Origin of the sequence: Pseudoclavibacter chungangensis (assembly GCF_013410545.1) — a bacterium.
Classification (GTDB): domain Bacteria; phylum Actinomycetota; class Actinomycetes; order Actinomycetales; family Microbacteriaceae; genus Pseudoclavibacter; species Pseudoclavibacter chungangensis.
Genome location: NZ_JACCFV010000001.1, coordinates 880728 through 904947, shown reverse-complemented (window position 1 = coordinate 904947; position 24220 = coordinate 880728). Strand labels below are relative to the sequence as shown.

The following is a 24220-nucleotide window of genomic DNA, read 5'->3' as shown; positions in this document are numbered from 1 at the left end:
GCATGCGTTCTCGCAGAAGCGTCCTCGCGACGGCCCTCGCCGCCGCCGTGGCGCTCGTCCTGTCCGCCTGTGGTACCGGTGGCACCCCCGCCGACGATGCCGCGGGCGGTTCCGCCGGCTCGGGCGAGTTCCCGATCGTCATCGAACACGCGCTCGGCACGACCACGATCGAGGCGAAACCGGAGCGCGTCGCGACGGTCGCGTGGGGCAACCACGAGGTCCCGCTCGCGCTCGGCGTCGTCCCCGTCGGGATGGCGGCCGCGAACTTCGGCGACGACGACGGCGACGGCCTCCTCCCCTGGGTGAAGGAGAAGCTCGACGAGCTCGGCGCGCAGACCCCGGTGCTGTTCGACGAGACCGACGGCATCGACTTCGAGGCCGTGGCCAACACCGAGCCCGACGTGATCCTCGCCGCGTACTCCGGGCTCACGCAGGAGGACTACGACACCCTCTCGGAGATCGCGCCCGTCGTCGCGTACCCGACGACGCCGTGGGCGACCCCGTGGCGCGACATGATCCGCTTCAACAGCGAGGCGCTCGGCCTCGCCGCCGAGGGTGACGCGCTCATCACCGACATCGAGGGACAGATCCAGACGGCCGTCGGCGCCCACCCGGGGCTCGCGGGCACGAAGACGATGTTCCTCACGCACGTCGACGAGACCGACCTCAGCACCGTCAACTTCTACACGAGCAACGACACCCGGGCGATGTTCTTCGAGGACCTCGGGCTCGCGGCGCCGGACGCGGTCGTCGAGGCCTCGACGTCGGGCGAGTTCTCGGGCAGCATCAGCGCGGAGCAGGTCGATCAGTTCGACGACGTGCAGCTCATCGTCACGTACGGCGATCAGGCGCTCGTCGACACGCTCAAGGCGGATCCGCTGCTGTCGCAGATGCCCGCCATCGCGAACGACGCGGTCGTGTTCCTCGACGGCACGGGCCCGCAGGGCACGGCGGCGAACCCGACGCCGCTCGCGATCCCGTGGGTGCTCGACGACTACGTGAACCAGCTCGCGACCGCCGCGGGTCACGCCGGTTGACGAGCACCGCAACGCCCCCGACGCCGGGTGCCGCCATCGTGCGGCGCCCGGCGCGCGTGCGCGTGCTGTGGCTCGTCGCACTCGTCGTGGTCGTCGCGGCGCTCTGCGCGGCGTCGGTCGCCGTGGGATCGCGGGTCGTCACGTGGGATGAGATCGTGGCCGGGCTCTCGGGCTCGGTCGACGGGCTCGGCCCGGCGGCAGTCGGCAAACGGGTCGCCCGGACCCTCCTCGCGCTCCTCGTGGGCGCGGCACTCGGCATCGCGGGCTGCGTCATGCAGGGCGTCACGCGCAATCCTCTTGCCGATCCGGGCATCCTCGGCGTCAACATGGGGGCGTCGCTCGCGGTCGTCACGGGCATCGCGTGGTTCGGGATGTGGACGTACACGGCATTCATCTGGACCGCGATCCTCGGTGCCGCCGTCACCGCGGTGTTCGTGTACGTCGTCGCGTCGATCGGTCGCGGCGGTGCGACGCCGCTCAAGCTCGCGCTCGCCGGTGCCGCGACGTCTGCCGCGGCGGCCTCCTTCATCAGCGCGGTCGTGCTGCCGCGCGGTGACATCGCGGGCGGCGTGCGTTCGTGGCAGATCGGTGGCGTCGGCGGTGCGACCTTCGACGCGACGGCACAGGTCGTGCCCTTCCTCGTCGTCGGTGCGCTCGCGTGCCTGCTCACGACGCGCGGCCTGAACTCCCTCGCGCTCGGCGACGACGTCGCGGCGGGCCTCGGCGAACGCGTCGCCGCGACGCGCGCCGTCGCGTCGCTCGGCGCCGTCCTGCTGTGCGGCGCGGCGACCGCCGTCGCCGGCCCGATCGGCTTCGTGGGGCTCATCGTCCCGCACGTGTGTCGGCTGCTCGTCGGGGTCGACCACCGGTGGCTCGTCCCGTTCTCGGCGCTCGCCGGTGCCGCGCTCGTGCTCGCGTCCGACATCGTGGGGCGCGTCGTCGCCCGCCCCGACGAGATCGACGTGGGCATCATCACGGCCCTCCTCGGTGCCCCCGTCCTCATCGCGATCGTGCGGCGCCGGAAGGTGAAGGAGCTGTGACCGGGATCGCACCCGCGACCGAACGGACGGCGGCATTCGTCGGCACGCTCCGCCGGCGCCGCGAACGACGGCGCACGCTACTGCTCGGCGTCGTGGGCGTCCTCGTGCTCGCTGTGTTCGCCGCCTCGCTCATGGTCGGCGAACGCTTCTACCCGCCGGCGGACGTCCTCGCGGTCGTGCTGGGCGGCGACGTACCCGGTGCGAGCTTCACGGTCGGCCGTCTCCGTCTGCCGCGCGCCGTGCTCGCCGTTCTCGTGGGCGTGTGCTTCGGGCTCGGCGGCGTGACGTTCCAGACGATGCTCCGCAATCCGCTCGCGAGTCCGGACATCATCGGCATCAGCGCCGGGGCGAGCGCCGCGGCCGCGTTCTCGATCGTCGTCCTCGGGCTGACGGGCGCCCGGGTGTCGGTCCTCGCGATCGTCGTCGGACTCGCGGTCGCCGTCGCCGTCTACCTCCTCTCGTTCCGGGGCGGCGTCGCCGGGACGCGGCTCGTGCTCATCGGCATCGGCATCGCGGCGATGCTCGACGCCGTGACGTCGTTCGTGCTCGAGAAGGCGCCGCAGTGGGAGCTGCAGGAGGCCATGCGCTGGTTGACGGGAAGCCTCAACGGCTCGTCGTGGGGCGACGTCCTGCCCGTGCTCGTCGCGCTCGGCGTGCTGGGCCCGGTCCTGCTCTCGCGCGGCCGCGACCTGTCGATGCTGCAGCTCGGCGACGACGCGGCGGCCGCGCTCGGTGTGCGCACCGAGCGGACCCGCATCCTGCTCATCGTCGCGGCGGTCGGCCTCATCGCGTTCGCGACCTCGGCGACGGGGCCCATCGCGTTCGTCGCGTTCCTCGCGGGGCCCATCGCGGCGCGCGTGTTCGGGCCGCACGGCTCCCTGTTGCTCCCGGCCGCGTTCGTCGGGGCGCTGCTCGTCCTGACGGCGGACCTCGTCGGGCAGTTCGCGTTCGGGACGAAGTACCCGGTCGGTGTCGTCACCGGCGCGCTCGGTGCGCCGTATCTCGTGTACCTCATCATCCGCACCAACCGTTCGGGAGGATCCCTGTGACCGCCAGGCACACGCTCGAGGCCGCCGGCCTGTCGCTCGGCTACGGCGACCATGGCGTCATCGAGGGGCTCGAGCTCACCGTGCCCGATGGCGCGATCACGGCGATCGTCGGCGCGAACGCATGCGGCAAGTCGACGCTCCTGCGCTCGATGTCGCGTCTCCTCGCCCCGCGCGCGGGCCACGTGCTGCTCGACGGGAAGGAGGTGCACCGCATGCCCGCGAAAGCGCTCGCGCGCACGCTCGGGCTGCTCCCCCAGTCACCGATCGCGCCCGAGGGCATCACGGTCTCCGACCTCGTCGGCCGGGGTCGGAATCCGCATCAGCGGGCGTTCGCGCGGTGGTCGCGAGGCGACGACGAGGCCGTCGCCGCGGCGCTCGAGGCGACGGACACGCTCGAGCTCGCGGAGCTCGCGGTCGACGAGCTGTCGGGTGGCCAGCGGCAACGCGTCTGGATCGCGATGGCCCTCGCGCAGCAGACGGAGCTGCTGTTGCTCGACGAGCCGACGACCTTCCTCGACGTCGCCCACCAGGTCGAGGTGCTCGACCTGCTCGTCGACCTGAACCGGGAGCGCGGCACGACGATCCTCATGGTGCTCCACGACCTGAACCTCGCGGCGCGCTACGCCGACCACCTCGTCGCGCTCGCCGACGGGCGCGTGCACTCGGCCGGCGCACCCGACGACGTGCTCACGGTCGACACGGTGCGCACGGTGTTCGGGCTCGAGAGCCGCATCATCGCGGATCCCACCTCTGGCCGCCCACTCATGCTGCCCATCGGACGGCACCGCACGACGACGGGCGAGACGAGCGCGGCTGACGCGGGAGCGCACTAGCAGCAACGCCCGACGCCCGGCACCGCGTGGGCGGTGCCGGGCGTCGGGCGCTCGTCGGGGCGAGGTCGGTCGGTGCCGGTCAGTCCGTGCCGGAGTCGAAGGCCGCGCCCTCGCCCGCCGTGTCGAACGCGTCGGAGAGCTGCTCCTCGCGCACCGACTTCTCGGTGATCTCGTTCGCCTGCCCCGCCGCGATGCGGCCGACGAGCTCGCCCGTCGCGCCACCGATGAGGCCGAACTGGAAGTACTGCTCGAGCCGCGAACGCGAGTCGGCGATGTCGAGGTTGCGCATCGTGAGCTGACCGATGCGGTCCGTCGGACCGAACGCGGCATCGCCCACGCGCTCCATCGACAGCTTCTCGGGCGCGTAGGAGAGGTTCGGCGAGACGGTGTCGAGGATCGTGTAGTCGTCTCCGCGACGCAGACGCAGCGTCACGGTGCCCGTGATCATCGACCCGACCCACTTCTGGATCGACTCGCGCAGCATGAGCGACTGCGGCTCGAGCCAACGCCCCTCGTACATGAGCCGGCCGAGGCGACGACCCTGCTCGTGATACGTCGCGAGCGTGTCCTCGTTCAGGATCCCGTTCACGAGCCGCTCGTACGCGGTGAACAGCAGCGCCATGCCGGGCGCCTCGTAGATGCCGCGCGACTTCGCCTCGATGATGCGGTTCTCGATCTGGTCGCTCATGCCGAAGCCGTGCCGGCCGGCGATGCGGTTCGCCTCGAACACGAGTTCGACCGGGTCGGTGAACTGGACGCCGTTGAGCGCGACGGGGCGGCCGGCGCTGAACTCGACGGTCACGTCCTCCGTCTCGATCTCGACGGCCGGGTCCCAGAACTTGACGCCCATGATCGGCTCGACCGTCTCGAGCGACACGTCGAGGTGCTCGAGGGTCTTCGCCTCGTGCGTCGCGCCCCAGATGTTCGCGTCGGTCGAGTAGGCCTTCTCGGCCGAGTCGCGGTACGGGAAGCCGTGCTCGACGAGCCACTCGCTCATCTCGGCGCGACCGCCGAGCTCGGTGACGAACTCCGCGTCGAGCCAGGGCTTGTAGATGCGCAGCGCCGGGTTCGCGAGCAGCCCGTAGCGGTAGAACCGCTCGATGTCGTTGCCCTTATAGGTGGAGCCGTCGCCCCAGATGTCGACGCCGTCCTCCTTCATGGCGCGCACGAGCATCGTGCCCGTCACGGCACGGCCGAGCGGCGTCGTGTTGAAGTAGGTGCGGCCGCCGGAGCGGATGTGGAACGCACCGCACGCGAGGGCGACGAAGCCCTCCTCAACGAGCGCCGTCTTGCAGTCGACGAGGCGCGAGACCTCGGCGCCGTACTCGAGCGCGCGGCCGGGGATCGCGGCGATGTCGTCCTCGTCGGGCTGCCCGAGGTCGCCCGTATAGGTGCAGGGCACGGCCCCCTTGTCGCGCATCCAGGCGACGGCGACGGAGGTGTCGAGACCTCCGGAGAAGGCGATGCCGACGCGCTCGCCGACGGGGAGGGATTCGAGGACCTTAGACACGACTCCAAATCTACGGCGTCCGGGGCACTCAGGACCAATCCGGCGCGATCAGCGGGCCGTGTCGGCGGCGTGCGCCGCGAGCAGGCGCAGCCCCTCGTCGATCGACACGTGCGGCGCCCAGTCGAGGTCGCGGCGCGTGGCGCGCTGGTCGAACCAGTGTGCGGTCGAGAGCTGTTCGGCGAGGAACGCCGTCATGGGCGGCTCGTCCTGGCCCGGCCGGACGGCCCAGACGCGCTCGACGACGGTGCCGACCGCGCGGCCGAGTATCGCGGGGACGCTCCACGCGGGCGGCTCGACGCCCGAGGCGAGGCAGATGCCCGCGAGCAGATCGGCGACGGGCCGGGGTTCCCCGTTCGTGATGACGTAGGCATTGCCGTGCGCGTCCTCGGCGCGATGGAGGGCCGCGACGATGCCGCTCGCCGCGTTGTCGACATAGGTCGTGTCGATGAGCGCCGTGCCACCGTCGAGGAGCGGCAGGCGGCCTCGACGCGCCCGGTCGACGATGCGGGCGACGAGCTGGGTGTCGCCCGGTCCCCACACGAGGTGCGGTCGCACCGCGACGACCGCGAAGCCGTCACGGTCGCGCGCGAGCGCGAGCAACTCGGCCTCGGCCTTCGTGCGCGCGTACTCGCCGCGCGCGTGTTCGGGCGACGCCGGCTCGGCACCGACGCCCGCGAGCGCATGGCCCGCGTGCGCGACCGAGGGTGAGGACACCTGCACGAACCGCGAGACGCCCGCCCGTTCGGCGGCGTCGAGCAGCCCGGCGGTGCCGTCGACGTTGATCGCGCGGAACTGCGCCGGGTCGCCCGCGAGCGACACCTTCGCGGCGAGGTGCACGACACCGTCGGCACCGTCCACCGCGCGCGCGACGAGGTCGACGTCGGTGATCGAGCCCGACAGATCCGTCACGCCGGGCACGGTCGAGGGCCGGCGCTGCAGCGTGCGCACGTCGTGGCCAACGGCGACGAGCGTCGCCGCGACGGCCCGGCCGAGGAATCCGGACGCGCCCGTGACGAGCACGTTCACGGCCCCGTCACCCTGCCGCCCGCGAGGACGTGTTCGGCCCACGCCGACAGTCGCGAGCGATCGATCTTGGAGTTGTGTCGGATGTCGGTCGGGAGCTTGGGCACGACGAATACGGCCGCGAGCGGCGTGGCCGTGCTCGCGCGGATCGCGGCCGTGAGCGCGGGATCCGCGAGCGCCGGCCGCGCCGCCGGGTCCAGCGTCTCGACGACGGCGACGGCCTGCTGCACGCCGCGCGGCCCGACCCCGGCGAGCGCCGCGCGGCGCACCTCGGGCACCCGCTCGACGTCCTGCTCCGTTCCCACGGGCGCGAGCGGACCGCGCTCGGTCACGAGCACGTGCGGCACTCGCCCCTCGATCCACAGCCTGCCGTCACCGTCGAGGTGGCCGACATCGCCCGTCCGGTGCCAGCGCCGCGCACCCGTGTCACCCGTGTCGATCGCCGCGGTCTCGCGCACCGCCTCGCGGTCGGTGATCCAGAGACGGTCGTACCGCTGCTTCAGGTGCGGTGCCGAGACGAGCACCTCGCCGAGCACGCCGGGGCGTGCGCTCGCGGCGCCCGTCGCCAGGCCGTCGTCGTCGAGCGCACTCACGAGCACGCGGTTGTCACCGATCGGCGCGCCGACGCACACGCCCGCGTCCGGCGCGGCGTCGGCCGCGCGCAGTTCGTCGAGGGTGATGTCGGTCACGAGAAGGCACTCGGTCATGCCGTACGGCGTGTGTGCGGTCGCGGCGGGCATGAGCGACGCCGCCGACTCGAGCGTGCCGGGGCCGACGGGCGCACCCGTCGAGAGGAACGTGTGCACGCGCCCGAGTGCGGCGTGGTCGGCCGCGTCGAGTTCGCCCGCCGTCGCGACGACGTTGAGGATCGCGGCCGGCGAGAGGAACACGATGCGGGCGTCGGAGGCGCGGACGGCCGCGGCGACCGCACGCGCCGTGAGCGTCCGCGGGGAGGACACGTCCATGTCGGGTGTCGCCGAGCGCGTGCCGAGCGCCGGCCCGAGCAGCGCGAACGGCGCGAAACCGGTGACGAGTCCCGTGTCGGCCGTCACCTCGAAGTGCGCGGCGAGTACGTCGCGGACCGCCGCGAGCTGCGCGTGCGTGTAGACGACCCCCTTCGCGGGGCCCGTCGAACCGGACGTGAACAGGATCGCCGCGACGTCGGACGACGAGGGCTCGGGCGGAAGCGATCGGCCGCGGCCGAGCCGGGCCACCTCACCGAGGCTGTGCGTCACGCCGAGCGTGCGAGCGAGCGGCGCCGTGAGTCGTTCGGCCGAGATACGCACGCCGGGCCAGCCGAGGACGCTCGCCGCGGCGAGCCCCGGGCGTTGACCGATGATGAACTCGGGGCGCGCCCCGCGGACGGCGCGCGTGAGCCCGCGCACGCCGAGCCCGGCGTCCGCGACGACGACAATCGCGCCGATGCGCACGCACGCGTACACGACCGCAGTGAGCGTCGGGCCGGGCTGCACGAGCAGCGAGACGCGGGTGCCGCGGCGCACGCCGAGCGCGTGGAGTCCCGCCGCTATGCGCTGCACTCGATCGTGCAGTCGCCGCCAGCTCACCTCGCCCGCCCCGCTCGCGCCGGAGGACATGTCGATGACCGCGGTAGCGTCGTCGGCCGCCCGCTCGTCGAGGGCACGCCACAGGGGTACGAAGTCGGCGTCACCGACGGATCGGGTGTTGCCATCCGAGTCCGCATCGTCGCCCGAGTGCGCGTCGTCGCCCGAATGCGCGTCGTCGCCCGAGTGGTCCCCGGCGTCGGTGGACGCGTCGATCGACCCGGCCGCGTCCTCGGGGCCCGTGCCGAGGTCGGTGGGCCGGGCCGAGGCATCCGCTCCCCCGAGTGCACCGGCTCCCCCGAGTGCACCGGCTCCCCCGAGTGCACCGGCTCCCCCGAGTGCACCGGCGAGCCACTCGAACGCGGCGTCGGCGTACGGCCGCTCCTCGGCGACGAGGTGTCCCGCCCGCTCGTACCGGTGCACATCCGCCTGCGGCAGGCGCTCGACGAGATCCGCGAGATAGCGGTCGCCGAAGATCGGGTCCTCCGGCCCCCACTGCAGGAACGCCGGCACCCGGAGCCGGGCGACGCCGGTCGCGATGCGTTCGAGCTCGGCGAAGCTGTCGTGGGTCGCGTCGACGGGGATGTCGCGCACGAACCCGCCGATCCCGCCCCGCCGAGCGGCGCTCGCGTACGGGGCCCGGTAGGCGTTCCGCACGGCGGCGTCGAGGCGAGGCCGGGCGAGCGAGAGCGTCGTGTCGAGGAACGCGGTCGTCGACACCGTGCTCGCCGCGAGTACGCCACGGGCACGTGCGAAGCGGAGCGGCGCGGGAATGGGCACGCCTGCGGGGTGGTGCACGGCCGTGTTGAGCAGCAGCACACCGGCGAGCGAATCGGGGTGATCGACGGCCCAGCCGAGCGACACGACACCGCCCCAGTCGTGCCCCATCGTGACGACGGGCCCGTCGAGCCCGAGCGCGGCCGTGAGTGCGCCGAGCTCGGCGACCCGCTGCGGCAGCGGCCGTTCGGTGCCCGTTCGCTCGGAGTACCCCATGTCGAGCTGATCGACCGCGACGACGCGCCACGCGACCTCTCCCGCGGCGGCACGCTCGAGGGACGCGGCGAGGAGCGAGCGCCAGAGGTACGACCACGTGGGATTGCCGTGCACGGCGAGGATCGTGCCGCGCGGCCGGACGCCGAGGGCCGCGAGCGCGCCGCCCGTGTCGAGGACGTGCCACTCGCGGGTGCGGCCGGCATCCGCGACGACACCCGGCGCGGCGACGATCCGGCTCCACGCCGGGTCGAGCCCCGGCAGTCCCTCGGGCGGTGTCGCCGCGGCGCGACTCACCAGGCCAGCTCCATCATGGCCGTGTTGAGCCCCGAGCCGACGCCCATGAGGAGCACGCGATCCCCGCGACGCAGTGTCGACTGCTCCTCGACGAGCGTGATCGGCACCGAGGCCGGGCCGACGTTCCCGAATCGCGGGAAGGTCGTCGGCACCTTGGACGCGTCGAGGTGCGCGGCCTTCACGATCGCGTTCGTGTGGACGCTCGACACCTGATGCGTGATGTAGCGGTCCATCGTCGCCCAGTCCCACTCGGCGGAAGCTTCCTTCCACGCGGCCACGACGAGATCGAGACCACCGCGCAGGAGCGCCTTCGCATCGGTGAACATGCCGTCGACACTCCCGACGCAGAGCTCGTGGAACTGCGTCGCGGCGCGGGTGACGCCGCCGAGGATGCGGTGTCCGTCGGCGTGGGCGTCACTCGGGCCGAGCACGGCCACGGCCGAACCGGAGCCGAGGGTGAGCGACGCGAATTCGCTCATGAAGCCCTCCCGGTCGATGTCGTCCCGCAGGAGCCGCTCGACCGTGTTGACCTGGATGTCGTCGGCGTCCTCGCCGTTGACGACCATCGCGTAGCGGATCTGGCCGGATTCGATCATGCCCGCCGCGAGACTCATGCCGTTGATGAACCCGAGGCACGCGTTCGTGATGTCGAAGTTGACGGCAGACGAGGGCAGGCCGAGTTCGTGGTGCAGCCGCACCGCCACCGACGGTTCGAGGTGCTTGCGCGTGACGGAGGTGTTGATCATGAGCCCGACCTGCGACGGGTCGACGCCGGCCTCCGCGAGCGCGCGCCGCCCCGCATCGACCGTGCCCTCCTCGGAGGACTCCCCGGGAGCCCAGTTGCGTCGTTCGAGCACGCCCGCGACGCGTCGCAGCAGGCCGGGGCGGAGCTTGAGGCGCGATAGTGCGGCGAGGAGGCGGTCCTCGAGGCTGTCCGACGTCGTCACCCGCCCCGGAATGGTGCTCGCGACCGACAGGAGCGAGACGTTCTCGAAACGCGTGGTGGCGTTCCCGGTGGACGACTCCCCGCGACGAGCGGAGGAGGTGGTTTGACGCATCCTCGCAGTTTATCGCCACGTGGAGAACGCACCGTACCCGTTCCGGGCCGGGGCTCAGCCGGGTGTCCTAGTGCGCCGCTCCGCGACGAGGCGGTATCGGCGTCGCCCGCCCCACAGGAGGGCGAACACGAGCGTGGCCACGAGTGGCGCGAGCGCCATCGCGAGCGCGACCGCAGCGCTCGGATCGGCGAGCGCACGCACCGGCGACCATGCCGCATCGGGCGGCGAGGCGAGGCCGAGTGCGGTTCCGGCGTGGTCGAGGCCGCCGACGACGGGGACCTCGAGCGCGCTTCCCAGGGGGAAGACCGTGATTGCCGTTCCGGGCGTGCCGCACAGGGTGACGCAACTGCGGTCGAGATCGTCCGCGATGTCGGTCGCGAACACCATGAGCTCGAGCCGGTGCCCCGACTCGATCGTGTGTTGCACGGGCACGAGCGGAATCACCATGTCGTAGGCCGTTCCCGGCACGACGGGTTCGGACGCCGTGAGGGACGAGCGGTTCTGCGGGTCCCACCACGCACGGCTCACGATCTGCGTGCTGCCGTCCGGCGCGCGGTCGAGGAGCTGGAGCGAGAGGTTCGGCGCGACGCTGCTGAAGCTCACGCGCAGCTCGGCGACGGGTGTGCCGCTCACGGCGACGTCCCGCGATGCCCGATTCGTGGCGTACAGGACGCGGCCGGGGTGGTCGCTCGCGGCGAGTTCCGCGTGCGTCGCGAGCGCGTCGTCGACGAGGGTTGCGCTCGTCCACCCCGCCGCGGCCGCACCGGCCGCATCGACGTCCCGGTCGAACAGGGCGAGCCCGCTCCGCGCCCCGTCGGGTGGGCGCAGTCCGAACCGCACGATGGAGCTCCCCGGCGTCGGCCACGACGCCGTAGTCGTCCAGCCGGTGCGGTCCTCGGTCTGCGTCGTCACGGTGCCGTCGTGCGTGGCACCGTCGTCGATCCCGAACAGGTAGCGCGTGAACCAGCGGTTGACGTGAGCGTTCCAGATCGGCCCGAGGGACTCGTGCCCGTACCGGTGCAGCACGAGTTCGACGGGCACGCCGCGGTCGTGCAGTGCCGTGTACCACCGCGTCGTGTGGTCGAGGCGCACGTTCCAGTCGCTCGTCCCCGCCGCGAGGAGGGTCGGCGCGGTGACGCCGTCGACGCCGTCGCGCAGATTCCGCTCGGCCCAGAACGCGTTGTACTCCCCCGTCGCCCGCGCCTGCCCGTGCGCGACCGCCATGACCGCGTGGTGGCAGCGCTCGCGGAGTTCAGGCGTGGTGAGGAGGAACCGGATGTAGTCGTCGAGGTCGGTTCCCGGAGCGCCGTCGGTCGAGATCGCCGCACCGCCCATGCGTTCGAAGTCGTACATGCTCGTCGGTGCCGATGCGGACACGACCGCGTCGAGCCCGTCCACCCCGGTCGTCGATGCCGCGAGTGCGAGCGCGCCGTCGTGGGACATCCCGGTCATGCCGACGGAGCCGTTCGACCACGTCGCGCGACGCTCGCCCCCGGCGTCGTCCTGCGCGAGCGTGCGGCCCGCGACCCAGTCGACGACGGCCCGTGCCGAAGCGACGTCGTCGCCGTTCAGCATGCCCGGGCAGCCGTCCGACTCGGCCGTGCCGAGCGCGGCGACCTCGACGAACGCGTAGCCGCGATCGGTGAAGAAGGTGTTGCCACCGCGCGAGGGTGGCCAGGGCGGGTACGGTGCCGGCACGGCACCGACGGTCCCCTCGGGAACGGGCATGCTCGGATCCCAGGGCGGCTCGTGCATGTCGTGCACCCCCGTTTCCGTCGAGGTCCCCGCGAAGTAGGGCGACATCTGGACGACCACGGGCACGCGGATGCTCGCGGCACCGAGCTCGGTGTCGGCCGCGCGGTACACGACCGCCCGCACTCGATCGTCGCGCCCGTCGAGGTCGCTGTCGACGCCCGGGACGATGATCCACACGCCCTCCTCCACGACCGGATGCCCCTCGTAGACCGGCTGCGCCTCGCCGTCGACGGCGACGGGCTGTTGCGGAGTCCGGCCGTCCCACGCCATGGGTTCCGCCTCGTCAGTGAGCGCAGGCCCCGTGACGGATGTCGTCCCGACGGTCGCCTCCACGGGGTGCGCTGTCACGACCCCGCCGAGGAGCACGGTGGAACCGGCCACGAGCGCGGCGAGGAAATGCCCCGCATCGGCCGTCCACCATCGGACCATGTTCGCTCCGTCCCCCGCGGTGAACAGGACGCACCCTGACGGACGCCCGTTCCCGGATCATGCCACGACCGGGGTACCGACACCATCGGGGGCGAGAGGGACCGGATGCGACGCCAGCCGGACGAGGCACGGCACGGCACGGCACGGGAGCGCGAGACGCGCGCGGACGCGACTCGGACGGGGCACGGGTGCGAGTCCGCGAACGAAACGGCCGGTGTCCGCGATCGCGGACACCGGCCGTCACATCGGGGTCCCCGCCGGAGCGGACACCCCGACCGGGTCAGCTCGACCGTCGGGTCCCCGAATGACGTGCCCGCCAGGCGAGCCCGACACCGAGCGCCGCGAGCAGCGCCGCGATCGGCCAGGCGAACGGCACCCCCTCACCGCCCGTGTTCGCGAGCGGCCCCGTGGCGTCCGTCTGCGTCGGGTTCGGCCCGATCGTCGAGGAGGCCGTCGGCTCCCCCGGCGTCGCGGTCGGCTCGGTCGTCGGCTCGGCGGGCGCCGGCTCGCTGCCGAACACCTCGGCAGCGCGCGCACCGCCGCCCACGAACGGCACACTCAGCGTGCTCGCCGCGGTGTCGATCGTGATGACCGTGCCCGGTGTCAGGCACAGTGTCGTGCACAGCGGGTTGTCGGGATCCGCGCCGTCGATGTCCGTCGAGAACACCATGAGCTCGAGTGTGTGCCCGGCGGGCAGCACGTACTCGGTCGAAATGAGCGGAATCGACATGTCGTAGAACTCACCCGGTGTGACCGCCTCGGAGCTCGTGAGCGAGTTCCGGTTCTGCGGGTCCCACCAGCCGCGCGACACGACGTGCACCGAACCGTCTGCCGCGCGGTCGATGAGCTGCAGCGACAGGTTCGGCGCGAGGCTGCTGAAGCTCAATCGCAGATCGGCCTGGGTGAAGCCGCTGATGCGGATGTCCTCCGCGGCGGGGTTCGTCGCGAGGATCACGCGCCCCGGATCGTCACTCGTCGCGAGCACCTGTTGTGAGGTGACCGCGTCGTCCGTGAGACTCAGCGTCGTGTCACCGGCGGCCGCGAGCGCGGCCGACGAGGCGGGCTCGTCGAACACCACGAGACCACTGCGACCGTCGGTCGCGGGGCGCGTGTTGAGCGTCGCCGCCTCGCTGCCCGGCAGCGGCCACGAGTCGGCATACGTCCACGTGGTCTTGTCCTGGTTCTGCAGACTCACCTCGCTCGTGTTCTCCACGCCGTTGTCGACACCGAAGAGGTAGTGCGAGAACCACTTGTTGAGCAGGACGCGCCAGTTGAAGTCGCCCGAGCTCGGCGGCGTCGCGTGCCCGTACTGGTGCAGCACGAGCTTGACGGGCACACCCTGTGCCTTGAGCGCCTGGTACCACTTCGTCGTCTGGTCGAGTCGCACGTTCCAGTCGGCGAGGCCCGCCGCGATGAGCGTCGGTGTCGTGACGTTGCCGACGTTCTCGAAGAAGTCCCGCTCGGCCCAGAAGTCGCTGTACTGCCCGGTCGCGCGGTCCTGCTGCTGCGCGAACTCCTCGGCGAGGGAGGCGCACTTCTCCTGCAGGGACGGCGTGCTGAGCAGTGCCGACACGTAGTTGTCGAGGTCCTCACCCGGGTAGCCCTCGGGCTCCACGATGAGGCCGCCGACGCGGTAGTAGTCGTAGAAGCTCGAGAGTGCGGAGACGGGGACGACCGTCTCGAGGCCCTTGACGCCGGTCGTCGACGCGAGGATCGGGAGCGTGCCGTCGTAGGAGACCCCCGTCATACCGACCTTGCCAGACGACCACGTCGCGCTCACGGGATTGCCGGAGAGGTCCTGCGCCTGCGTGCGGCCGGCGAGCCAGTCGACGACCGCACGGGTCGATGCCGCCTCGTCGTCGTTGAGCATGCTCGGGCAACCGGTGGAGAGGTTCGTGCCGAGCGCGGCGACGGCGACGTACGCGAAACCGCGGTCGGTGTAGAAGCGGCTGTTCGGACGGTTGTCGTAGGGCGATCCGGAGGTGTCGGGGATCGTCCCCGCCGTACCGACCGGAACGGGCTGGCTCGGGTCCCACCCGGGCTGGTGCATGTCGTGCAGGAAGTACTCCGACGCGAAGCCGCCGTAGTAGGGCGACATCTGCACGACCGACGGCACCGTGATGCTCGCTGCGCCGAGGTCGGTGTCCTTGGGCCGGTAGACGGTCGCGCGCAGACGGTCGTCGGCTCCGTCGCGGTCGCTGTCGACGCCCGGGACGGTGATCCACACCTCCTGCTGGACGAGCGGGTGGTCGGCGTAGACCGGCTGCGCCTGGCCGTCCTGGAACACGGGCTCCTGGGGCGTCACGCCGTCCCAGGCGGTGGTATGCGCCTCGGGGGCGGCGTCCGGCGCGGGCGCGGAGTCGCCCGTCGCGTCGTCGCCGGGCGAACTCGACGGTGTGGTCTCGGGTGTGCCGGTGGTTGTCGGATCCGGTGGCGACACGTCCGTGTCGGCGAACGCGATGGCGCTCGTCCCGGCGAACGTCATGGCCGCGACGAGCGCGAGCGTGACCGTGCCTCGGATTGCCGTACGTGGGTGCTTCATGCGTCTCCTCAAGCGAAGCCGCGCGTCGACGCGCGGGCGGTTTCGGAACTGCGAGCGGGTCGTCCACATCGATGGGGGCGATTCACTACGGGTTGCACCGTACGTCGAGGAAGTTCACACGGCAAGCCCAGAAAGTTTGATGTTTCACCCGTGGGCGCGTCCCGCGCGTGTCGCCTCCTCGGCGTGTTTTTCTCGCCGCACGTAGATGTTGCGCGATATCACGATCCCGCCGACGGCCCACACATTCCACGGCACCGCCGGGCACGCCGACGGATCACCCGCGATCATCGGATGTCTGAGGTGCTCCCGAGTGCGTCCGCGAGCGCCCAGACGAGTGGCGCGAACTCGTCGAGCGCGTCCTCGAAGGCGTCCACACGATCGAGTTCGTCGTCGCGCCAGTTGACGAGGAACTCGAACGCGTCGACGTCGTTCACGTAGTAGATGCCGAGCCCGTCCGGCACGACGGGCGGGAACGCGATGCGCAGCACGAGGTCGCGTCGCCCGAGCGAGGTCGTCGACAGCACGCTCGTCGTCAGGAGCCGCACGGCGGGATCGGTGAACAGTGCGGGCGCGAGGCCCAGGCGGCGCGCCGCGCGCTCGAGCCCCCAGAGATGCCGGTCGACGGCACCGCCCGACTTCGCGCGCTTGACACCGGTCCGGTGCGCGTCGAGCGCGGCGCGGAGGTGCGCGGGGGTCGCCGTCCCGTCGACGAGCGCGTGCGCGAGCGCGACGGCCTCGCCCGTGTTGGGCCGCAGGCACTCCGTGCGCCCGGCCTGGTACTCGCGCATGTCGACGGCCTCGTAGGTGGAGCGGATCCGATCGAAGGTGCGCAATTGGGCCGCGAGCATCGTGAACTGCATGAGCCCGTCGATGCTCACGCGCGACGTGAGTGGCGGGGCGACCGCGACACGCACGAGTCGGCACCGGTAGTGCGCCGCCTCCTGGCGGTAGGTCTCGGCACCGGCCACGATCCGTTCTGCGAGGTCGGCTGTGGTGCGCCACACGAGCGGGGTCGCCGTCGGGGCCTCACCCGTCCCCTCGTCGACCGGTTCGACGAGTTTCGCGGCCTCGAGCACGCTGAGTGCACTCCCCGCGTCGTAGATGCTGTGCTCCATGTGGATGCCGACGAACGAATCACGAAGGCCGATCGCGTAGCTCGCGGGCTTGTACGTCCACGTCCGATCGAGCCCCACGCCGGCGCGCTTGAGCTGGGCCGCGTCCTCGCCCTGCTCCTCGACGAGTGTCGTCACGAAGAGCAGATCGACGAGCCGCGCATACGTCCGCCGATTGCCGTCCTCGGCGAGGAGTTCGTCGAGGATCGGCGCGAGCGCGGCGCTGCCGAGGTACGACGGTGTGAGCACCGACGGGGACGACGCCGGGCCGAGTCGGGAGATCGCGCCGAGGGTCGCGGCGAGCCGGTCGCGGCCGACGGGCGCGCCCGACGCGTCGCTCACGGGGACCGCGAGGAGGTGGCCGCGCCACACGACGCCGATCTCACGGTTCGACGCGTCCGAGGGGCCGGCCACGAAGCCGTCGACCTCGGGACGCGGCGTGCGCGCGCCGCCCGCGAGGTAGCGGCGCTGCTCGGCCGAGAGCGGCTCGTCACGGAATCCGAGTTCGGCGTCGAGCTCACCGCGCAGGTGGCGTAGGTGCACGGTCGCGAGCCGGTGGACGATGTCCGCGGCGCGTTCGACGCCGCGTCCCTGCTCCGGCGTCGCGTCCCAGTTCACCTGGATCGCGACGCTCGTCGTGAGCGGCAGCGGTTCGCGCACGACGAGGTAGTCCTCGAGCCACGCCTCCGACAGCCAGCTCCGTCCGGTGCGCTCCTCGGCCGCCGCGAACCGCTCGAGCTCCGCCTGCACGCGCGGCCCCTCACCGGCGGCGAACGCGTCGACGACGTCGCGCAGGCGGTGCAACTCGTGGGCGTCGACGAGGGGCGCGACGGCCTCGAGCGTGCGCTCGAGCGTCTGCGACAGGGGCGGAACGGGCAGTGGCTTCATGTGCGGGTCCGTCTCTCTCGAGGGTCTCCCGACAGTGTCGCGCACCGAGCGTGCGACACGGCCGTGCGTTCGGAGGGTGCGCGGCGCGTTCGCGCGCCGTTCACCGACCGTGCCCACCCGTCCGCCCCTGTCCGCCCCAACCCCCGCGCCCCGCGCACCTCCGCGCGCCCCGAGCCCCCGCAACCCACCGAGTTCCGGGCGAAATCTGGGGTTCAGGGGCACCCGGAACCCCAGATTTCGCCCGGAACTCCGTCGCGCTCTGCCTGAGCGACGGGGGGACGTAGCCCTACACTCGGCCCATGCCGAGCGAGCGAGCGAGCCGACGACGTCCGTCCCGCCGTACGTGGGTATTCGTGTCGTCGGGGGTGCTCGTCGTTCTCCTCGTGCTCGGGGCGCTCGCCTTCGGGGGCGTGATCTGGCCGGGCCGCGTGTTCGCGACGGGGCACGACGTGCGGGGCGTCGACGTGTCGTCCTACCAGGGCGAGATCGACTGGGACGTGCTGGCGGCGCAGGACATCGATTTCGCGTACATCAAGTCCACCGAGGGATCGTCCGATGTCGACGAGTTCTTCGCGGCGAACTGGGCGGGCGCGATGTCGAGCGATCTGCTCGTCGGCGCCTACCACTTCATGAGCTTCGACAGTCCGGGCGAGACGCAGGCCGACAACATCATCGCGAACGTCCCCGCCGACGGGACCCTGCCGATCGCGATCGACGTCGAGTACTACGGCGCGTACTTCGATGCACCACCGAGTCGCGACCAAGTGACGTCGATCCTCGTCCCCCTCCTCGATCGCCTGGAGGCGCACTACGGCGTCACGCCCGTGCTGTACGCGACCGCACCCGCCTACTCGCGGTACCTCACGGACGCCTACGCCGAGAATCCGATCTGGATCCGCTCGGTCGTCCTCCCGCCGTCGCTCGACGACGGACGGGACTGGACGATCTGGCAGTACTCCCATCGGGACCGTCTCGACGGCTACACCGGCACGGAGTACTTCATCGACATGAACGTCTCGGCGCTCACCCGCGACGAACTCGCCGCGCTCGCGGCGCGCTGATCGCGATCAGGCGGTAACGGGCGCACGTCCGGGATTCGTGGGTGGTCGCCACCGGCGGCTTCGGCCGCCGATCGGCGACCCCGCCCCGGCGCTCCACACGATCGACACCGGGGAACGTCGCAGTCCCGCGCCGACGACGCCGTTCACGCCGGCGACAAGCGATGCCGGTACGTCACGACCCCACGCCTCGACGCCACGTCAGAACGATTCGCAACACCGACACCGGTTGCCCGCGCCTTCGACGCCGACACCGGCTCACTGCGCCTGCGACGCCGGTACGTCACAACGCCCCACGCCCTCGACGCCATGTCAGAACGACTCCCGATACCGACACCGGTTCCCCGCGCCCGCGACACCGGTACGGCACAACGCCCCGCGCCCTCGACGCCATGTCAGAACGACTCCCGATACCGACACCGGTTCCCCGCGCCCGCGACACCGGTACGGCACAACGCCCCGCGCCCTCGACGCCACTACGTGCCGACACCGCGCGCCGACGACACCGGTTCGCACCGACGGCGCGTGGTGCCGGTGACCGCTCGTTCATACCGAGCGCGAACGGCGACGTCACACGTCGACGGAACCGGCGTGGACGCCGCGACGAGCACCGGGACGTGCAAACTCAGGACGTGACGGCGGCGCGCTTGTTGCGACGCGCCTGGATGAACGAGTTCACGCCGAACGCGATGTAGACGAGCAGCACGACGAAGGTGATGGTGCTCGAGATGACGGCGAGCGGCCGCTCCGCCGAACCGTCGAAGAGCGTGCCGATCTTCATGACGTTCATGAACGTCCCGGCGAGCCCGAGCAGCGCGACGACGAGGACGCCGTGGATCGCGTGGCGGCGGAACTTCTCGTTCCGTGCGATGAATCCGACGATGAGGAAGATGACGCCGATGATGGCCGGGATGAGGGCGGTCCACGATTCCGCGCCCGAGACGACGTACCCGATCACCCCGGTCAGCGCCAGAATCCCGCCCACGACGAAGGTCAGTACCGTCACGATCCACCACTCCCAAACACTCAAGGTTACTTGAACAAAGGGTACTGGAACGCGTCCCCCCACACGCCCGGCCGATCCACGCACTACCGTCGCGCCGCCTCGCAGTTCCGGGTGGTTTTCGGGATTCCGGGTGCCCCGGAATCCCGAAAACCGCCCGGAACTCCGTCGGGCTCACGCCGATCGTTGTGCGCGACAATGGACGGATGAGTGGGAGCGAGCCAGGGGCGCGTGAGCGACTCGAGGCGCGGCGCGCGAGTGCCGCCGAGCGGCTCGACGCGACCTCTGCGATGCTCACCGCACTCATGCGCGACCGCGAGGGTGCGAACGACGACGACGAGCACGACCCGGACGGTGCGACGCTCTCGACCGAGTGGTCACGCCTGACGGGCCTCGCGGACGCCGCCGAGTCGGAGGTGCGCCAGGTGGATGACGCCCTCGCACGACTCGATGTCGGTACGTACGGTGTGTGCATCGATTGCGGCCGCCCGATCCCGGATGCGCGCCTTCGCGCGCGACCCTTCGCCGTGCGGTGTGTGCCGTGCGCCGAACGGGCCGGACGCTGATCGAGCCGGACACCGAATGGCCCGGGACTCGGCGCCGACCCGGACACGCCGCGGCACCTCGTCCGCGGAACTGCGAAAATGAACGTCATGAGTGATGGCCATGGTCTTCGGGAGATGCGGTCGGTCGGCCTCAAGCAGGGGCAGGTCGTGTGGGCGCGGGAGACGATCAATGTGCTGCGCGAGACCGCGACGACCTTCGACGGCGTCATCACGCACCCCGCCCTCATCGAGGAGGTGCAGGAACGGACGCGGCTGTCGGCCAACGCACAGCCGCGGACGTGGTTGAACACCGTGCTCGCCATCGTGGCGATCGCGTGCCACGAGCGCGAGCTCCCGCCGCTCACCGCGCTCGCGATCAGGGCGCACGACGGCCGCGTGGGGCCGTTCTTCGACGAGGCGCTCCGCGTCGAGGGGCACGCACCGGCTACCGACGAGGCGCAGCGCGAGCAGCTCGCGGCCGAGGCGCGCCTCCGGTGCTATCTCGAGTTCTGCGACGACGTCCCGGAGGACGCTCGTCCGAACACGGATCCTGGCCACCGGCGACCTCGGACGAGCGGCACGGCCGCATCGCGTCCGCGCCAGACGACCGCGACGGCGGGACGTGACACCACGCGGGCCACCGCGGCGTCGCCCTCGACGAGCACGCGATCACAACAGCCGGCGGAACCGGTCGTCGCGCTGTGCCCGACGTGCTTCATCCAACTCCCGGTCGCGGGCGGCGCCTGCCCGAACTGCGACTGACCGAACCGCTCGTTCCGCCCACATGCACCACGACGGTGTTCCGGGCGGTTTCGGGGGTTCCGGGTGCCCCGGAAGACCAGATTTCGCCCGGAACCCGGCCAGCCGTCCGGCCGGCCGTGCGGTCGGGCTGACGAGAGATGGCGTGGGCGGGTGCGGTTTTGGCTTAGCGTAGGGGCGTGCTGCGCCTCATCGCCCGAGTGTTCTGGACGTTCTCGCGTTGGCGGCTCGTGAGCGAGCCCGCGCCGACCCGCCCGACCGTGCTGATCGGCGCACCGCACACGTCGAACTGGGACTTCGTGCTCATGCTCGCGATCACGGGAACGCTCCGCATGCGCATCCACTGGCTCGGCAAGCAGAGCCTCTTCAGCGGATGGCGTGGGCCGATCATGCGTGCACTCGGCGGCATCCCCGTCGATCGCGCCGATGCCGGGCGGATCGTCGGCGAGGTCGTCGAGCGCGTGCAGTCCGGCGAGGTGTTCGGGCTCGTAGTCACGCCGGACGGTACCCGGGGTGGGCACACGCACTGGAAGTCCGGCTTCTACCGCATCGCCAGCGAGACGGGAATGCCCGTCACGCTCGGCTACGTCGACCGGACGACCATGACGACCGGGCTCGGCCCGACGATCGAGCTCACGGGCGACGTGCCCGCCGACATGGATCGCATTCGCGCGTTCTACGCCGACAAGGCCGGCTACGCACCCGAGCGCCGTGTCGAACCGCGCCTGCGCGAGGAACGTCCCGCCCGCGACGAACCCGAGGCCGCCTGAGCCGACTCCCTCGTTCGAGATCGCCGGGCGGTCACCTGCGGTGATCGGTGCGGTGCGGCACACTCGGAGCATGGACGAGTTGCGCATTCCGCCGGGCCCCGGCCTACCCGAGGGGATTGTCGTGCCGTCCGGCGAGCTGGACGAGCAGTTCACTCACGCGTCCGGGCCGGGAGGTCAGGGAGTCAACACGAGTGATTCGCGCGTCCAGCTGCGGTTCGACCTCGGCTCGACGATCGCCCTGACGGAGGCGCAGCGCACACGGGCGCTGAAGCGACTCGGACCCCGACTCACGGGAACCGTCGTCACCGTCGCGGCGGCGGAGCACCGATCGCAATTGCGCAATCGCGCCGCCGCACGTGATCGGCTCGCGGCGCTCTTGCGCGAGGCGCTCGCCCCGCCCGTCCCCCGTCGGCCGACGAAGCCCACGAAGGGATCGCAGCGTCGACGCCTCGCCGCGAAGCGTGGCCGGGCGGAGACGAAGCGGAACCGCCGCCCTCCCGCAGCCGAGTGACCTGCCGCCGTGGTGCGGGGCTTCACACCGGCACGGTCGTCCGCGACGAGTAAAGACGAGTAAAGCGGTCGCCGAACCGGGGCGACGGCGAGCCGGGGCTACAGCGAGCCCGGGCGACGGCGAGCCGGAGCGAGAGCGAGCCCGGGACGACGGCGAGCCCCGGGGCGACAGCGAGCCCGGAGCGAGACCGAGCCCGGAGCGAGACCGAGCCCGAGGCGACAGCGAGCCCGCGACGAGACCGATCCCACGGCAAGAACGGGACCGCGGCGAGACGGAGCCCGGGGCGACAGCGAGCCCGGAGCGAGACCGAGCCCGCGGCGGCCGCGCGGCCACCTCAGCCCGCCGACCCACCCTCGGCGGCTGGCCACGCCCCCGTGTCGACGAACGTGGCCACCATGCGGTTGAACAGCCCCGGGTCCTGCGCGTTCCAGGGGTGGTGCATCCGCGGAGCGATCCACGTGCTCGCCTGCGGCAGCGCGCCGCCGATGAGTGCGAACGCGTCGCGCACCGATCGCGGCTCGCGCTGGCCGGCCACGACGAGCAGCGGGCCACCGTACGTGAACGGACCGCTCGGCATCGTGCCCGACGCGACCTCCGCGAACATGCGCCGGTTCGTGGCGTCGCTCGCCGCGACGCCCGACGCGACGAATCGGGCGCGGTCCTCGCGCGGGATGAAGAACAGCCTCGCCTGCAGCGTCCAGTACCAGCGTCGCCGCCAGAGCGGGAGTTGCGGCGTGATCACGCGCCGCTCGAGTGGGGTGAGCCCACCGGCGGCGACGCCCGTCACGATGCACGAGCGCACGACATCCGGCGCCCGTTGCAGCAGGTGCAGGGCGACGTGCCCGCCGAGCGAGAGGCCGACGACGTGCGCGCGGCCGTCGATGCCGTGGCTGCGGATCGTCCGGGCGACGTCGTCGGTGACCGCCGCCGTGCCCGGCCAGTCCTCGCCCGCTCGTTCGCCGTAGCCGGGGAGGTCCGGCGTGAGGAGATGGCGCCCGGGCAACCCCGCGACCTGCCCGCCCCACATCCAGCGCGCCGTGTTGCCACCGTGCAGGAAGACGATGCTCTCGCCGGAGCGCGGGCCGTTCTCGAGGAGCACCTGTTCCTGCGCGTCGCGCGCCCTCCACTCGTGCGCGTTCACGACGCCCCACCACCCGTTGCGCCCGGGGACGCGACTGCGTCGAGCCTCGTGCGGGTCTCGTCGATCCATGCGAGCTCGGCCTCCGCGGCGGCGAGTCCGTAGCGGAGCGTCGCGGAGCGGAGGGCGTGCGCCAGGTCGTCGTCCACGACGTCGATGCGTCGCAGTTCGTCGAGTTCGGAGCGCACCGCCAGCTCGCGTTCGTCGAGCAGTCGGCTCCATCCCTCGCCGTCGAGTTCGGCCGCGAAGAAGAGGCGGGCGAGGAAGGGCTCCTTGGGGCGTTCCGGGTCGAGCGGTGAGGCGAGCCAGTCGTGGAGGACCTCGCGCCCCGATGCGGTGAGCGAGTGCACCTTGCGGTCGGGCCGCGTCTCCTGCGCGATGCGCTCCGTCTCGATCAGCCCCTGCTCGGCCATGCGTTCGAGCGTCCGATAGATCTGCGAACGATCGGCGTGCCAGAAGTGCGAGACGGAACCGGCGAACGCGGTGCCGAGGTCGTAGCCGCTGAGGGGCCGGATGCTCAGGAGGCCGAGGATCGCGTGGCGAAGTTCCATGTCCATAATCTACAGCACACATAGAGGACTATGCATCTATAAAAGTGCGGGGTCGTCCACCATCCGGACAGCACGCGCCGACCGTTCTTGCCGCCCACCGTGCCGTCGGACGCGGCGATCGGACGAGCGAAGCGGCCTTCCCGCGTCGAAGCGGACGAGATCGATGACGACCTCCGGACACCACGGTGCACGCCGTTCATCGACCGCGCGACGACCTCCGCGCGGCCCGCCACACGAACAGCACGAACGCGGGCACCGCGACGACGAGCGTCACGATCCCGATCGGGACCGCGCTGACCTGACGGTGGCCGAAGATCTCCGGAACGACGAGGCCACCGACGAGCAGGACGAGCCCGATGACGACGAAGCAGGAGGTGCCGAGGATGCCGTACCAACTCGGGGGCCCGCGATGCGGGCGCGCGAGGCGGAACACTCCGAGGGGCGTGGTCGACACGGCGAGCGCGAGTGCGACGATCGCCGACAGGGGCTGCCCGATGAGGAGGAGCACCACCGCCACGAGTCCGAAGACGACACCGACGACGACGAGCAGCACACCGTCGCGCCGCGTCCGACGCGCGTGATCGGCGACGACGCTCGCGAGCATCTCGAACCCCGCCGACGTCGGCGCGTCCGCCCCGTTCGGTGGCGTGGTCGCTCCCGGCACGACGGCCACCTCGCGTCGTCGCGATCGTTCGTCGCTCGGTTCGACGCCTGTTCCGGACACGAACTCCCCCTCCCCGACCACGATCCGAATCCCGCA

At 71.7% G+C, this 24220-nt stretch carries 20 protein-coding genes; 9 read left to right on the top strand and 11 right to left on the bottom strand.

All coding sequences use genetic code 11. The features are described from left to right. Nucleotides 1-2 precede the first annotated feature (2 nt). From HNR16_RS04020 to HNR16_RS04005, 4 genes are read left to right on the top strand one after another with little or no spacing between them, the layout of a single operon-like run. Nucleotides 3-1037, top strand: a complete 1035-nt coding sequence (locus HNR16_RS04020) for an iron-siderophore ABC transporter substrate-binding protein (protein ID WP_158041605.1) — start codon at nucleotides 3-5, stop codon at nucleotides 1035-1037. Further along, nucleotides 1034-2077 carry a FecCD family ABC transporter permease gene (locus HNR16_RS04015; RefSeq protein ID WP_179558089.1) on the top strand — a complete coding sequence of 348 codons (1044 nt, stop codon included), beginning with the start codon at nucleotides 1034-1036 and terminating at the stop codon, nucleotides 2075-2077. The genes HNR16_RS04020 and HNR16_RS04015 overlap by 4 nt, the downstream gene beginning before the upstream one ends. 5 nt (nucleotides 2078-2082) lie before the next feature. Continuing rightward, nucleotides 2083-3126: a FecCD family ABC transporter permease gene (locus HNR16_RS04010; protein ID WP_225737957.1), complete on the top strand. Its 1044-nt coding sequence runs from the start codon at nucleotides 2083-2085 to the stop codon at nucleotides 3124-3126. Further along, on the top strand, nucleotides 3123-3959 hold the full coding sequence (locus tag HNR16_RS04005; RefSeq protein WP_158041608.1) for an ABC transporter ATP-binding protein: 837 nt from the start codon (nucleotides 3123-3125) through the stop codon (nucleotides 3957-3959). Before HNR16_RS04010 ends, HNR16_RS04005 begins: the two co-directional genes overlap by 4 nt. A 79-nt stretch (nucleotides 3960-4038) precedes the next feature. Here the strand turns inward: HNR16_RS04005 and argG are convergent, their stop codons facing one another. From argG to HNR16_RS03970, 7 genes are all read right to left on the bottom strand, one after another. Beyond that, nucleotides 4039-5469, bottom strand: a complete 1431-nt coding sequence (gene argG / locus HNR16_RS04000) for an argininosuccinate synthase (RefSeq protein ID WP_158041609.1) — start codon at nucleotides 5467-5469, stop codon at nucleotides 4039-4041. 48 nt (nucleotides 5470-5517) lie between these two features. Continuing rightward, entirely contained in the window at nucleotides 5518-6495 is a 978-nt protein-coding gene (locus HNR16_RS03995) for an NAD-dependent epimerase/dehydratase family protein (RefSeq protein WP_158041610.1), read from the bottom strand. Further along, nucleotides 6492-9341: an alpha/beta fold hydrolase gene (locus HNR16_RS03990; RefSeq protein ID WP_158041611.1), complete on the bottom strand. Its 2850-nt coding sequence runs from the start codon at nucleotides 9339-9341 to the stop codon at nucleotides 6492-6494. The genes HNR16_RS03995 and HNR16_RS03990 overlap by 4 nt, the downstream gene beginning before the upstream one ends. Beyond that, nucleotides 9338-10399 carry a 3-oxoacyl-ACP synthase III gene (locus HNR16_RS03985; protein ID WP_158041612.1) on the bottom strand — a complete coding sequence of 354 codons (1062 nt, stop codon included), beginning with the start codon at nucleotides 10397-10399 and terminating at the stop codon, nucleotides 9338-9340. Before HNR16_RS03985 ends, HNR16_RS03990 begins: the two co-directional genes overlap by 4 nt. A gap of 54 nt (nucleotides 10400-10453) precedes the next feature. Next, entirely contained in the window at nucleotides 10454-12583 is a 2130-nt protein-coding gene (locus tag HNR16_RS03980; protein ID WP_158041613.1) for a CocE/NonD family hydrolase, read from the bottom strand. Nucleotides 12584-12863: 280 nt separating this feature from the next. Further along, nucleotides 12864-15125, bottom strand: a complete 2262-nt coding sequence (locus HNR16_RS03975) for a CocE/NonD family hydrolase (RefSeq protein ID WP_158041614.1) — start codon at nucleotides 15123-15125, stop codon at nucleotides 12864-12866. Between the two features lie 284 nt (nucleotides 15126-15409). Further along, nucleotides 15410-17125 (bottom strand): choline/carnitine O-acyltransferase, encoded by a 1716-nt coding sequence (locus HNR16_RS03970; protein WP_158041615.1) that lies wholly within the window; start codon nucleotides 17123-17125, stop codon nucleotides 15410-15412. Nucleotides 17126-17424: 299 nt separating this feature from the next. Here HNR16_RS03970 and HNR16_RS03965 point away from each other — a divergent pair, with 299 nt between their 5' ends. Then, on the top strand, nucleotides 17425-18186 hold the full coding sequence (locus tag HNR16_RS03965) for a GH25 family lysozyme (protein WP_158041616.1): 762 nt from the start codon (nucleotides 17425-17427) through the stop codon (nucleotides 18184-18186). A gap of 622 nt (nucleotides 18187-18808) precedes the next feature. On the opposite strand, the gene HNR16_RS03960 is transcribed toward HNR16_RS03965, so the two are convergent. Further along, nucleotides 18809-19189 carry a hypothetical protein gene (locus HNR16_RS03960; RefSeq protein WP_179558088.1) on the bottom strand — a complete coding sequence of 127 codons (381 nt, stop codon included), beginning with the start codon at nucleotides 19187-19189 and terminating at the stop codon, nucleotides 18809-18811. 203 nt (nucleotides 19190-19392) lie between these two features. Here HNR16_RS03960 and HNR16_RS03955 point away from each other — a divergent pair, with 203 nt between their 5' ends. The 4 genes from HNR16_RS03955 to arfB all read left to right on the top strand — a co-directional run bounded on the left by HNR16_RS03955 (nucleotide 19393) and on the right by arfB (nucleotide 21771). Beyond that, complete coding sequence (locus HNR16_RS03955) at nucleotides 19393-19752, top strand: TraR/DksA family transcriptional regulator (protein ID WP_158041617.1); 360 nt, start codon at nucleotides 19393-19395, stop codon at nucleotides 19750-19752. Nucleotides 19753-19839: 87 nt separating this feature from the next. After that, nucleotides 19840-20493, top strand: coding sequence for a hypothetical protein (locus tag HNR16_RS03950; protein WP_158041618.1), 654 nt, complete (start codon nucleotides 19840-19842; stop codon nucleotides 20491-20493). A 176-nt stretch (nucleotides 20494-20669) separates the two neighbouring features. Then, entirely contained in the window at nucleotides 20670-21260 is a 591-nt protein-coding gene (locus tag HNR16_RS03945) for a 1-acyl-sn-glycerol-3-phosphate acyltransferase (protein ID WP_158041619.1), read from the top strand. 70 nt (nucleotides 21261-21330) lie between these two features. Beyond that, nucleotides 21331-21771, top strand: coding sequence for an alternative ribosome rescue aminoacyl-tRNA hydrolase ArfB (arfB, locus tag HNR16_RS03940; protein WP_158041620.1), 441 nt, complete (start codon nucleotides 21331-21333; stop codon nucleotides 21769-21771). 334 nt (nucleotides 21772-22105) lie between these two features. Here arfB and HNR16_RS03935 read toward each other — a convergent pair whose 3' ends face one another. From HNR16_RS03935 to HNR16_RS03925, 3 genes are all read right to left on the bottom strand, one after another. After that, nucleotides 22106-22912, bottom strand: coding sequence for an alpha/beta fold hydrolase (locus HNR16_RS03935; protein ID WP_225737951.1), 807 nt, complete (start codon nucleotides 22910-22912; stop codon nucleotides 22106-22108). Continuing rightward, nucleotides 22909-23460: a PadR family transcriptional regulator gene (locus HNR16_RS03930; RefSeq protein ID WP_158041622.1), complete on the bottom strand. Its 552-nt coding sequence runs from the start codon at nucleotides 23458-23460 to the stop codon at nucleotides 22909-22911. The genes HNR16_RS03935 and HNR16_RS03930 overlap by 4 nt, the downstream gene beginning before the upstream one ends. A 196-nt stretch (nucleotides 23461-23656) precedes the next feature. Continuing rightward, nucleotides 23657-24184, bottom strand: a complete 528-nt coding sequence (locus tag HNR16_RS03925; protein ID WP_158041623.1) for a hypothetical protein — start codon at nucleotides 24182-24184, stop codon at nucleotides 23657-23659. Nucleotides 24185-24220: the final 36 nt, after the last annotated feature.